The organism is Streptomyces sp. NBC_00440, assembly GCF_036014215.1.
Taxonomy (GTDB): Bacteria; Actinomycetota; Actinomycetes; order Streptomycetales; family Streptomycetaceae; genus Streptomyces.
Map to the genome: position 1 here is coordinate 5,458,724 of NZ_CP107921.1, position 12,336 is coordinate 5,471,059.

Here is a 12,336-nt window from a genome sequence, read left to right on the forward strand (position 1 = left end):
ATCAGGGGGCGTGCCGGTCGCGAGCGCCGATCCCCTCGTCGTCCACGTAGTCGTCGGTCGCGGAGGACGCGGCGGACGACCAGAGGGCCGTGTCGTACGGGGTGTCGGAGATGGTGACCAGATCGGGTCCGGCCGCGGGGCGGGCGGCCGGTACGGCTGCACGCAGCAGGGCGAGGCTCTCGCGCAGATGGCCGGCGTCCGTGCGGACCCGGCGGACCTCCAGGCCGCTGCCGAGCCGCTCCTCCAGCAGACCGAGCGAGCGGACCAGCTCATCGAGAGAGCGCTGAGCGGCGGTCAAATCGTCGTGCAGGGGCATGACTTGCCTCACTTCCGCCGGTGCGGACGGCAAACGATCGCGCGTCGGAGAGTGTCGCGCGTCACATCACGCTTGGGAAGGGATACGGACGGATCCGCCAGGAGTCAGGGGTGCGACCGGGTGGCGCGGGCCCCGGCGAGCGCCCCCCATTGCTCCGCACGGGTGGGGTTCGGGCGGTGTCCCGACGTGTCTCCCACGGACGCTGCGGGGCCTCCCCTTCAGTGAAGGGGTCATAGGTGTGATCAACATGAAATGCCACCAAACCCGAAGATCCACGTTCATTCGCAGCAGGGATGGAATTCCCAGCAGGGATGGGCGGGGGTCGGCCCCGGAGGTATCAGCCATGTCCCACGTCGGCGTCCCACACGGGAGAGCGAAGCGTCGCAGCGTCGCGCTCCTCGCCACCGGTGTACTCGCGCTGCCCGTGCTGGCCGGGTGCGGTTCGAGTGATGACCACAGCAGTAACGCGAAGGCGGTGGCGCCGGACATCGGTACGGCGTCGCGTTCCCGGGTGGCCGACGGTGGCACCCTGCGCTGGGCGGTCGACGCGATGCCCGCCACGCTGAACACCTTCCAGGCCGACGCCGACGCGTCCACCTCGCGGATCGCGGGCGCGACGCTGCCCTCGCTGTTCACGCTCGACCGCTCGGGGCGGCCGAAGCTGAACGGCGACTACCTGGAGTCGGCCGACGTCATCAAGCAGGAGCCGAAGCAGGTGGTCCGCTACCGGATCAACCAGAAGGCGGTCTGGAGCAACGGCCGGGAGATCGGGGCGCCCGACTTCGTGGCCCAGTGGCGGGCGCTCAGCGGCAGGGACTCGGGGTTCTGGACCGCGCGCAACGCCGGGTACGACCGGATCGAGAAGATCGAGAAGGGCAAGAACGACCTGGAGGTCCAGGTCACCTTCAACAAGCCGTACGCGGACTGGCGTTCGCTCTTCACGCCGCTGTATCCGAAGGAGGTCATGAGCACCCCGGACACCTTCAACGACGGGGCGCGCAAGACGCTCGCGGCGACGGCGGGGCCGTTCAGCATCAAGAGCGTGGACACGGACGCCAAGCAGGTCAAGCTGGTCCGCAACCCGCACTGGTGGGGGCGGGAGGCCAAGCTCGACTCGCTCGTCCTGACCGCCGTACCGGCCGAGGAGCGCACCGCGGCCCTCACGGCAGGGTCCCTGGACCTGGCGGACATCGACGGACAGGCCGCAGGCCGGATCACCCTCGCGGGCAAGGACGGGCACAACGGGCAGCCGCTGACCCACGGCCCCGGCAGCGATGTGCAGCCCGCCGACGCCCTGCTGAACTGGGCCGCGGCGCACGGCGCTGACGGCCCGGAGGCCCAGGAGGCCGCGAGCCGGGCCGCCGAGCAGACCCGCAAGGACCGCCAGGAGTACGCGCGGCAGCAGGCGGCCCTGCACGGCTATGTGGTCCGCAAGTCCCTGGAGCCGGCCTTCACCCAGCTGGCCATGAACGGCAGCTCGGGCCCGCTCCAGGACGAGCGGGTGCGCCGGGCGGTCGCCAGGGCGCTGGACCGCAAGGAGATCGCGTCCGACGTACTGAAGCCGCTGGGGCTGCCCGCCCTGCCGCCCGGCAGCCATCTGGCGCTGGCGGGCCAGGAGGACTACGCGGACAACAGCGGGGCCGTCGGCGGCCATGACGCGCGGCAGGCCCAGGCGCTGCTGGCCGACGCGGGCTGGACGGCCCAGGGCGCGCGCGAAACGGACCAGGGCACCAAGGCGGGAAGCAAGCCGGATGCGTCCGGCAAGCCTGCCGCCTCGGGCAAGCCGGAGGCTTCGGGGAAGCCGGATGCGTCCGCCAAGCCCGAGGCGTCCGCCAAGTCCGACGCCTCGGCCAAGCCCGCGGCGGGCTCCCTCGACGACTCGAAGCCCGGTGCCACGTCCGGCGACTCGAAGTCCGGTGCCGCGTCCGGCGACGAGAAGCACCAGGTGGCGGGTGCGTACGCCCCCAAGGGCACCGCGGCTCCGGCCGCCGCCGCACCGGCCGCCGCGCTCGGCAAGAACGGCAAGTCGCTGACCCTGCGGTTCGTGCTGCCCTCAGGACCCGGCTCGGAGGTGATCAACAGCGTCGGCGCCAAGATCACGCAGGAGCTGGACGCCGTCGGTATCCGCACGGTGGTCAGCAAGGTCGACAGCGCCGGTTACTTCAAGGACCACATCGCGTCCGGCGACTACGACCTGGCCCTCTACTCCTGGCCCGCCAGCGCCTACCCGGCCACCGACGCCCGGCCGATCTACGCCAAGCCGGCCGTCGCGTCCGACGGCTCGCTCCTGGTCGACCAGAACTACACCCGGGTCGGCACCGAGCGCATCGACCAGCTCTTCGACCGCGCGTCGGGCGAGCTGAACCAGAAGACCGAGCGGGATCTGGTGAAGCAGGCCGACGCCCATATCTGGGCCACCGCAGGATCGATTCCGCTCTATCAGCGCCCGGAACTCGTCGCGGCCAAGCGGGGCGTCGCGAACGCCGGAGCCTTCGGTTTCGCCGCCCCCGTCTACCAGGACATCGGCTTCCTGAAGTCCGCCAAGAGGTCCTGAGCACCTACAAGAGGTCCTGAGCACCTACCGGAGCAAACCCCTCCACTTGCCCGCCGGCCCTGTCGGCGGGCAAGCTGGGTTCTCGCGCCGCAGGCCGCCTCACAGGCCGCCGGGAAAACCGTCCCGCCCCCGTACGACCCTTGGTACGCAAGGGCCGGGGGCCGGTAACCATCGCCCGGGAAGCCCCGGGCGCGCAGGCCCCGTACCATGGGACTGGCCGTGGCGCGTCCGCCCGGCGGGCGTACCAGGACAGACGCCGCATCCCACGAGCTGAGAGAAGCGCAAGCCACCCATGCCCACGCGCCACGACATCCGTAACGTAGCCATCGTCGCCCACGTCGACCACGGCAAGACCACCCTGGTCGACGCCATGCTCAAGCAGGCCGGCGCCTTCGCCGCGCACGCCGCCGAGCACCTCGACGACCGCATGATGGACTCGAACGACCTGGAGCGTGAGAAGGGCATCACGATCCTGGCCAAGAACACGGCCGTGAAGTACCACCCGAAGGATGGCGGCGACGTCATCACGATCAACATCATCGACACCCCCGGCCACGCCGACTTCGGTGGTGAGGTCGAGCGCGGTCTCTCGATGGTGGACGCGGTCGTTCTCCTCGTCGACGCCTCCGAGGGACCGCTGCCGCAGACCCGCTTCGTGCTCCGCAAGGCCCTGGACGCCAAGCTGCCGGTCATCCTCTGCGTGAACAAGACGGACCGCCCGGACTCCCGGATCGACGAGATCGTCAACGAGACGTACGACCTCTTCCTCGACCTGGACGCCGACGAGGACCAGATCGAGTTCCCGATCGTCTACGCGTGCGCCCGTGACGGCGTCGCCTCGCTGACCAAGCCCGACGACGGCACCGTCCCGCAGGACAGCGAGAACCTGGAGCCGTTCTTCTCCACCATCCTCTCCAGCGTCCCGGCGCCGGAGTACGACGAGGACGCCCCGCTCCAGGCGCACGTCACCAACCTCGACGCGGACAACTTCCTCGGCCGTATCGCGCTCTGCCGCGTCGAGCAGGGCGAGCTGCGCAAGGGGCAGACCGTCGCGTGGATCAAGCGCGACGGCACGATCGCCAACGTCCGCATCACCGAGCTGCTGATGACCGAGGCGCTCACCCGCAAGCCGGCCGAGAAGGCCGGTCCCGGCGACATCTGCGCCATCGCCGGTATCCCGGACATCATGATCGGCGAGACCCTGGCCGACCCCGAGAACCCGATCGCGCTGCCGCTGATCACGGTGGACGAGCCGGCCATCTCGATGACCATCGGTGCGAACACCTCGCCGCTCGTCGGCAAGGGCGGCAAGGGCCACAAGGTCACTGCCCGGCAAATCAAGGACCGTCTGGACCGCGAGCTGGTCGGTAACGTCTCGCTCCGCGTCCTGGACACCGAGCGCCCCGACGCCTGGGAGGTCCAGGGCCGTGGCGAGCTGGCGCTGGCCATCCTGGTCGAGCAGATGCGCCGCGAGGGCTTCGAGCTGACCGTCGGCAAGCCCGAGGTCGTCACCAAGCAGATCGACGGCAAGACGCACGAGCCGATCGAGCGCATGACGATCGACTCGCCCGAGGAGCACCTCGGCGCCATCACCCAGCTGATGGCGACCCGCAAGGGCCGCATGGAGACCATGACGAACCACGGTTCGGGCTGGGTCCGCATGGAGTGGATCGTGCCGTCCCGCGGCCTGATCGGCTTCCGTACGGAGTTCCTCACCCAGACCCGTGGCACCGGCATCGCGCACTCGATCTTCGAGGGCCACGAGCCGTGGTTCGGTGACCTGCGCACCCGCCACAACGGCTCGCTGGTCGCGGACCGCGCGGGCGTCGTGACGCCGTTCGCGATGGTCAACCTCCAGGAGCGCGGTGTCATCTTCACCGAGGCCACCACGGAGGTCTACGAGGGCATGATCATCGGCGAGAACTCGCGCGCCGACGACATGGACGTGAACATCACCAAGGAGAAGAAGCTCACCAACATGCGTGCCGCCTCCGCGGACACCACGGAGAACGTGGTGCCGGCCAGGAAGCTGTCGCTGGAGCAGTCGCTGGAGTTCTGCCGCGACGACGAGTGCATCGAGGTGACCCCGGAGACCGTGCGTATCCGCAAGGTCGTCCTGGACCAGAAGGAGCGCGGCCGCAGCGCCTCGCGCGCCAAGCGCTGACACCTGCTTCCGTAGGGGGATCCGGCCCGCGCCGGATCCTCGCCCCGCCCCCACCGCGTCCGCAGCGGCGGTTGCTCCGGGGCCCACGTGACGACGGCCTGTGTGACCCCGTTGGGGGGGGGCACACAGGCCGTCGTCGTGTTCGGGTGGTGCGGCAGGTGTCAGTTTCCGGAGTTGTCGGCGTCGCCGTTGGCGTCGGCCGAAGCGGCGGCGTGCTCGGCGTCGTCGACCTTCTTGCGCATCTGCGGGAGCTGGTCCCCAGCGGCCGGGGTACTGCTGCTGGAGGCGGCTGGGGCCGCCTTGACCGGTGTGGTGGCGGACGAGCAGGCCGTGGTGGCCAGGAGCGGCACCGCGACGGCGGCAGCCGTCACCAGGACGGACAGACGTCGGCGGTTCATGCGGTGGGTGCTGCCTTGCCGCCGTTGTTCGCCGCGCACCAGGTGGCGACGGACTTGAGGTCGGGCTGCTTCTCCTTGAGGGTCGTCAGAAGGCCCTTGCGGGTGGTGAGGCGGTCGCCGAGAAGCTTGGCGATGGCTGTGTGGTTGTCCTTCTTGGCATCGGCGATGCGCTGCTCCAGGTACGAGATGGAACCGCGGGTACCGACGGCGCCCTCCATCCGCTTGATGCGCTTGTCGATCCGCTTCTCCAGCCGGGGGACCCGACGGCAGAGCTTCTTCGCCCCGTCACCCTTGGGGCCCTTGGCGTGCGCGGCGGCGGAACCCGTCGTGGCGGGGGCCGCGCTGCCGGCGGCGTACGAGGGCGCCGCGGCTGCCGTCGTGGCGAGTACGAGGCCGGCGAAGGCCGCGGTCATGGTTGCTGTGCGACGCTGCATGAGATGGCTCCACTCTCTTCAACTGCCCGGATACGGCCGAGCCCGCCCCAGGTGTGGGACACAGCGGCGGGCTGCGTGAGAGCGAAGGTAGGAGCGGTTCTTGTGGTTTCTTTGTGAGCCGGATCAGTTCCAGACCGGAGGCCCGGCACGGCCCGGGCCCGCGAATCCCCGGGGCGGGGCGGGGCGGGGCGGGCCGGGCCGGCCTCAGGCCGGGCGTCGCTGCGCGCACTCCGCTCCCGATCCCGCCGTGGTGCTGCCCGACAACCAGTCCCGGCGCTGCGGCACCACCGTGCCGGGCCCGTCGGGGCGGGCGAGGGAAAAGGCGATCTCGAATCGGGCCCCGCGGCCGTCGGGGCCGTCCAGCACCGCAAGACGCGCGCGGTGCAGGTCGATCTGCTGGGCAACCAACGTCAGGCCCAGACCCGACCCCGGGCTGTCGGAGCGACGGTGAAAGCGCTGGAAGATCGCCTTCCGCTGCTCGGGCGGCACGCCGGGCCCCTGGTCGTCCACCGTGAGAACGACCGTCGGGGCGCCGCTGTCACCGGCTGCCCGCAGCGCCACGGCCACGTGTGCGCTGCCGTCCGCGGACCGGCCGTGCACCAGGGTGTTGGCGAGCAGGTTGTCCAGCAGTGAACGCAGCCCGGGCTGCCATCCCTGCACCGTCAGGCCCGTACCGCTCTCGAACGTCACATCCGCCTCGGGATGCGTGCGGCGCAGGTCGGACACGGCCGCGTCGGTCAGCTCGGCCAGGTCGACCGGAGTGAATGCGTCCGCCTCGACCAGGTCTCCCTGAGCGAGGGCCCGCAGCATCAACAGCAGGCCCAGCAACCGTGCGTGCCCCTGCCGTAGTTCCGCCACGGTCTCGGCACGGTCGGTGGGATCGAGGTACTGGAACGTGTCGAGGATGTCGAGGTTGGTCTGCATGCTCATCAGCGGGGTCCGCAGCTCGTGGGACGCGGCGGCGGAGAACGAACGCGCTGTGGCCAGTGCCTCCGCGGTGCGGGCCGCCTGTTCGTCGTAGCGTGCGAGAAACGTCTGCAGCGTGCGCGCGAGTTCATCGACCTCGGTGATCCGGGTCGGTGTGTGTTCCAGGCGGGCAGCACTGGAATGCGGGTCAAGGCCGCTGGTGCGCTGCTGAAGGCGCCGCAGCGGCCGCGCGGCTCCGGCGGCCAGCGCCCATGCCAGGGCCGCGGACAGCGGGGCGGCGAGCAGCGAGACGGTGATCACCCGGCTGCGTACGAGCTGGAGTTGCCGCTGGCTCGCGGCTTCGGGCGAGAAGAGCCACAGTGTTCCGCGGACGCCGTCCTGGGGGGCGGCCACGGGGACCGTCAGGGCGCGCCAAGTCCTGCCGTGGGAGCGGACCGTGACGGGATGGCCTGTCGGGGCCGGCAGGTGCACGGCGGGGCCGGGTTGCGGGCCGTCCGTGACCGTGCCGTCCGGGCCGGTCAGGCGGATACCAATGTCCAGAGCCGAGGTGAACAGCGCGTGCTGGCGGGCCTGTTCGGCGCGCGGATGGTCCTTGGAGGTGGCGCGGAGCAGACCGCGTGCCGCCGACGCGACACTGTGCGCACGCTCACTGAGCAGGCGGTCGGCCTGCGCGTGCAGATCCCGGCCGACCAGGCCCACCAGCACCCAGCCCGCTGCCGCCACCAGGAGCGGCACCACAGCACCCACCACGATCGCGATCCGGGTGGACAGCCTCACGACCCGTTCCTCTTCCCGCTGTTCTCGTTGTCCCGCAGCACGAAGCCGACGCCCCGCACGGTGTGCACGATGCGAGGGCGTGCGCCCGCTTCCAGCTTGCGGCGCAGATAGCTGACGAAGGTGTCCACCGCGTCGTTGCGGACCTCGAAGTCGTAGCCCCACACCCTGTCCAGCAGCTGTTCGCGGGAGAGGACCAGACCGGCGTTACGGGCCAGGACTTCGAGCAGTTCGAACTCTCGCCGGGTCAGCTCCACCGGCCTGCCGTCCAGACTGGCCGTGCGCGCGGCGGCATCGAGCAGCAGGCCACCGACGCGTACGGAGTCGGTGGCGCCGGGCGGCCGGCGGCGAAGCAGCGCGTGCAGTCGCAGTACCAGTTCATCCAGGGCGAACGGCTTGACGAGGTAGTCGTCTGCGCCGGCCTGAAGGCCGGCCACCCGGTCCGCCACCTCGTCGAGGGCGGAGAGCATCAGCACCGGTATGTCGTTGCCGGCCGTCCGTAGATGCCGGCAGACCTCGATGCCGTCGAGGTCCGGCATTGAGATATCCAGGACCACGACATCCGGAGTCTCGTCCGCCACCTTGGCCAGCGCGCTCCGGCCACCGTCCGCCAGGTCGACGGTGAACCCGTTCAACCGCAGGCCGCGCCCCAGCGACCGCCGGATCGAGATGTCGTCGTCCACCAGCAGAACCCGCCCACAGCCGGCTGCCGTACCCATTACCGCCTCCGCCCGCCGCCGTACCGACCACCGAAAGGCAGCCGGCGCACCTGGCCCGTCGGCTTCCCGTGCCGCCGGAAGCCGGTCCCTACGCGAAGGGTAGCGACAGCGATCCAGGCACCTTCGGCCCCGGCGGCCTCCGTCTGGGACCCCGTCAGGCCGGGCTCCGGTACAGATGCACCATGACCGCCGGGTCCCGGCTCCAGGGCGCGTGCACGGTGGCCGTACGGATCCATCCCAGGCGTTCGTAGAGCGCGACCGCCGCGGTGTTGGTGGTGACCACGTCCAGGACCGGGCGCAGCCCCGACTTCCTTGCCGCGCAGGTGACACGGTCCATCAGCAGCTCACCCACGCGGTGGCCGCGTGCGGCCGGGGACACGTAGAGCCTGTTCACCTGGCAGGTGCCCGCCTCGTCGCCCGGTGACAGCACCGCGTGCCCCGTCACCTCTCCGCCGAGTTCGGCCACCCAGGCACCGAGCAGGCCGTCCGGCGTGAGCCAGCCGGCCGGGTCGGCGGGCCAGTTGAGGGGGTAGCTGTCCCTGGTGTGTACGTCGGTGAGGATCCGGACGCAGGCAGCCAGGTCCGCGTCCCGGCGCAGGCGGATGTGAGCAGTCATCGGAGCATCGAAACACAGACGGCTTGCGGGGCCGGAGCCCGCCCTGTTGGGTGAGCGGATGAACAGCGGCATCGATCAGCGCAACCCCGGCCGTACGCACGCGCCACCCGGCGGCACCGTCATCTTCCTGAACGGGACGTCCAGTTCGGGCAAGTCGAGCATCGCCACCGAGCTGCTGTGCATCCTGGACGGGCGGTACTTCCACTTCCCGGTGGACGCCTTCCACGCGATGCGTTCGGAGCGGGAGATCCTGCCGCACGAGCTCCAGGACGTCATCGACAGCACCGCCCGAGGTTTCCACCGCGCTGCGGCCGGCATGGCGGCCGGCGGGAACGACATCGTCGTGGACCATGTGCTCAGCCGGAGCTGGCGGCTGGACGACTGCCTCTCCGTCTTCGCCCCGGACGACGTCCTGCTCGTCGGGGTCCGCTGCCCGCTCCCCGAACTGGAGCGGCGCGAGCGGGAGCGCGGGGACCGCACACCGGGGCAGGCGGCGATGCAGTTCGCCCAGGTCCACGCCCACGGCGTCTACGACATCGAATGCGACACCAGCGTGCTGACCCCACTGGAGTGCGCGGAGCGGATCAGGGACCTCCTGCCGGTCCGCCCGCGCCCGACCGCCTTCCGGAGGCTGCTGGACCGGCGCGGTCCTTACGAGCACTGACGCAGCAGCCCTCCTGCCCTGTCAGGACGCCTGTTCCGCGCCCGCCGCTCCCGCCGCCGACCGGGGGCCGGTGCCGTCGGCCTCGATCACGCCCTCGACCGGGGTGCGCAGCGGGGAGAGATACGCGAGCCCGGCGATGCCCAGGCGGAGCACCGCGCCGACCGCGATGATCAGATACATGTCGTGGAAGGCGGACTCCAGGGCGCCAGCCAGCAGGGCGGAGACCGGGATGGAGGCGAAGGCCAGCATTCGGGTGGTGGCGACCACCCGGCCGAGCAGTTCCCGTGGAACGATCTTCTGGCGCAGGGTGAACCAGGCCACCGGGTTGATGGAGCCCAGCGCGTACAGCACCCCCCAGACGACTCCGATGGCGAAGGCTCCGCGCAGTGGGATCAGCAGCAGGGTGGCCAGACCGGCCAGCGCCGTGGTGGTGATCAGGATCCGGCCGGGCGGGAACTTCTGCACCAGACGGCCCGCGACCGCCGCGCCGAGCACCGCGCCGACGCCCTGGGCGGCCAGCACCACCCCGATCACCTGCGGGCTCAGATGCCGGTAAGTGGTCAGGTAGAAGACGAAGTTCGCCTGGATCAGCCAGATCGCGAAGTTGGTGCCGGTGAACATCAGCGAGCCGGCGGCGAGCACCCGGTTCCGCCGGAACACATAGCGCAGGGCCACCCGGATGTCCTGGACGAAGGTGGCCTTGCGGGGCGGCTGCTGCCGTTCGCCCGGGGTCGCGGTGTTCCGGATGAGCAGGATGGCGCCCGCCGAGACGACGAACGTCGCCGCGTTGACGTAGATCGTGGTCTCGTAACCGAGGAACATCACCAGACCGCCCGCGGCGGCCGGGCCGATCATGCTCATGATGTTGTCGCCGGACTGCATCCAGCTGTTGGCGGGGCCGAGCCGGTCAGCGGGCACGATCTCCGGCAGGAAGCTCTGGAACGCCGGGTGGTAGACCGGCTCCACGCAGGCCAGCAGGAACGCCGTGAGGTAGATGGGCCACAGGGCGTGGCTGCCTGCCGAGACCACCAGGGCGAGCCCGGTGGCGATGACGGCCGCGGTGAGGTCACCGAAGATGAGCATCTTGCGGCGGTCGAAGCGGTCGGCGAACACACCGCCGGGCAGGGACAGCAGTAAGAAGGGGATGTACTCGATCGCGTAGACCGCGCCGGTACTGAGCGCCGAACCGGTGAGTTTGAGCACCAGCAGGGGCAGGGCGAGCCGGTAGAGCCAGTTGCCGAGCGAGGACGTGATGTAGGCAGTCAGCAGGGTGTAGTAACGACTTCCCACAGGCGCTTCTCCAGAGTCCGTGTCGAATCGGCGCCGATGCGCAGGAGGTTGAGCCAGTTCTGGGCAGGGAAGCCGGGCCCCGTCCGCGGTAACTGACGGCGAGGGCCGGGCGACACTCTATATTTTTCCGGGCGCCGGCAGCGGTGAAAGGCCCTCTCCAGGGCAGCCCGCTGCGGCAGTGGGAGCAGCGGGGCCGCCTGTACGGCGCGGCGGACGGGCGGGACAACAGGGCTCAATTACACGGTGGTTGAGGAACCGGTCGGGTCGGGAGCGGACGGCGGCTCAGCCGGATACGGTCAGACCGGCCGCCTGCGCACCTTGCGTACCCTGCGCACCGGAGTCGGCCGCCGTGCCGCACACCGGGCAGTCGCTCTGCCGCTCCCAGCGCTCGCTCTCGCCCATGGCGTAGTCCGCGAACCGCAGTTCCATCAGCCGCCCGGCGGCGACCGGCGGAGCGATCCCCGTGACAAGCCTGGTCAGTTCACCGATCAGGAACCCGGTGGTCATCGTGACGAGCGGGCAGAACGCCGCGTTGTCCCCGCCGATCTGCCGCTCCCGCTTCTCCTCAAGGAGCTGCCCGGCGACCGCGTCGGATGCGAAGGTCTGGCGCCGCCAGCACTCGATGCAGCCGGTCCGGCCCGGCAGCATGGTGAAGTACACCGCGCGCTGGGTTTCGAGACCGCCGGTGATCAGTGGTACCCCGGTGCGCACACAGGCTTCGTTCACCCAGTTCGCGATCTCCATCTTGGGCCGGTCCGCGACGGAGATGACCACGTCCGACCCGTCCAGCACACGTATGACGTCCTCGACGGAGCCGATCTTCATGTCGACCGGCTCGATGTCGATGTGCGGGTTGAACTGCTTCACCCGCTCGACCGCCAGGTGCAGCTTCTGCTGTCCGATGTCCTCCTCCCGGTACAGGATCTGCCGGTTGAGGTTGGACAGCTCCACCCGGTCGAACTCCACCGCCCGCACATGCCCGATCCCCATCGCGGCCATGTCCAGCAGGATGTGGGAGCCCAGGCCGCCCAGGCCGAGCAGCGTGACCCGGCAGTCGCGGAGCTTGCGCTGCTGGTCGTACTTGTTGTCGTCCATCCGCGCGAACGAACCGAAGAAGTTGATATTGCGTTCCCAGCGCTTCAGTTCATGTGCTTCGAGCACACCGTCCGAGGTCTGCTGGGCGTCCAGCAGGAACTGTGCCTCGTCGAACTGGGCCACCGCTTCTTCGACGTCCTGGCGCGTGACCTCGGGGAAGTCGGCTGTCAGCGCCTGATGCACCTCGCCGGTGGTACGCGTGCCGTCCAGCAGATCGAGCAGCCGGCGGATGGCTCCGGTCGGGTCGGCGATCTCGGTCACCTCGCCGTAGCCGCCGATGAAGACCGTGTCGCCCGAGCCGAAGGTGGGCGAGGTGTGCTTGAGCTGGGGCCTGCGTGTCTCGGCGGGGGGCATGGTCGTCTTCCTTCCGCGATACTGATGCTGG

11 protein-coding genes are annotated in these 12,336 nt (G+C 70.2%); 3 read left to right on the top strand and 8 right to left on the bottom strand.

Annotation, left to right across the window (positions count from 1 at the left end):
• Position 1 precedes the first annotated feature (1 nt).
• Positions 2-316, bottom strand: a complete 315-nt coding sequence (locus OHB13_RS24600; protein ID WP_328378530.1) for a hypothetical protein — start codon at positions 314-316, stop codon at positions 2-4.
• A 343-nt stretch (positions 317-659) separates the two neighbouring features.
• Between OHB13_RS24600 and OHB13_RS24605 the strand changes: the two genes are divergently transcribed.
• A complete protein-coding gene (locus OHB13_RS24605; protein WP_328378531.1) occupies positions 660-2,870 on the top strand; it encodes an ABC transporter family substrate-binding protein in 2,211 nt (736 codons plus the stop codon).
• Between the two features lie 292 nt (positions 2,871-3,162).
• Positions 3,163-5,034 (top strand): translational GTPase TypA, encoded by a 1,872-nt coding sequence (typA, locus tag OHB13_RS24610; protein WP_266853476.1) that lies wholly within the window; start codon positions 3,163-3,165, stop codon positions 5,032-5,034.
• A gap of 161 nt (positions 5,035-5,195) precedes the next feature.
• On the opposite strand, the gene OHB13_RS24615 is transcribed toward typA, so the two are convergent.
• The 5 genes from OHB13_RS24615 to OHB13_RS24635 form a co-directional block, all read right to left on the bottom strand.
• Positions 5,196-5,432 (bottom strand): hypothetical protein, encoded by a 237-nt coding sequence (locus OHB13_RS24615; RefSeq protein WP_328378532.1) that lies wholly within the window; start codon positions 5,430-5,432, stop codon positions 5,196-5,198.
• Positions 5,429-5,866: a hypothetical protein gene (locus tag OHB13_RS24620; RefSeq protein WP_328378533.1), complete on the bottom strand. Its 438-nt coding sequence runs from the start codon at positions 5,864-5,866 to the stop codon at positions 5,429-5,431. Before OHB13_RS24620 ends, OHB13_RS24615 begins: the two co-directional genes overlap by 4 nt.
• Before the next feature lie 204 nt (positions 5,867-6,070).
• Positions 6,071-7,570 carry a sensor histidine kinase gene (locus tag OHB13_RS24625; RefSeq protein WP_328378534.1) on the bottom strand — a complete coding sequence of 500 codons (1,500 nt, stop codon included), beginning with the start codon at positions 7,568-7,570 and terminating at the stop codon, positions 6,071-6,073.
• Complete coding sequence (locus OHB13_RS24630) at positions 7,567-8,286, bottom strand: response regulator transcription factor (RefSeq protein ID WP_328378535.1); 720 nt, start codon at positions 8,284-8,286, stop codon at positions 7,567-7,569. Before OHB13_RS24630 ends, OHB13_RS24625 begins: the two co-directional genes overlap by 4 nt.
• Before the next feature lie 154 nt (positions 8,287-8,440).
• Complete coding sequence (locus OHB13_RS24635; RefSeq protein WP_328378536.1) at positions 8,441-8,902, bottom strand: GNAT family N-acetyltransferase; 462 nt, start codon at positions 8,900-8,902, stop codon at positions 8,441-8,443.
• A 58-nt stretch (positions 8,903-8,960) separates the two neighbouring features.
• Between OHB13_RS24635 and OHB13_RS24640 the strand changes: the two genes are divergently transcribed.
• Positions 8,961-9,566 carry a chloramphenicol phosphotransferase CPT family protein gene (locus OHB13_RS24640; RefSeq protein WP_328378537.1) on the top strand — a complete coding sequence of 202 codons (606 nt, stop codon included), beginning with the start codon at positions 8,961-8,963 and terminating at the stop codon, positions 9,564-9,566.
• A 21-nt stretch (positions 9,567-9,587) separates the two neighbouring features.
• Here the strand turns inward: OHB13_RS24640 and OHB13_RS24645 are convergent, their stop codons facing one another.
• Positions 9,588-10,856, bottom strand: coding sequence for an MFS transporter (locus OHB13_RS24645; RefSeq protein WP_328378538.1), 1,269 nt, complete (start codon positions 10,854-10,856; stop codon positions 9,588-9,590).
• Between the two features lie 282 nt (positions 10,857-11,138).
• The gene (locus OHB13_RS24650) at positions 11,139-12,305 is read right to left on the bottom strand and encodes a HesA/MoeB/ThiF family protein (protein WP_328378539.1); all 1,167 of its coding nucleotides are present in this window, start codon (positions 12,303-12,305) and stop codon (positions 11,139-11,141) included.
• Positions 12,306-12,336 lie beyond the last annotated feature (31 nt).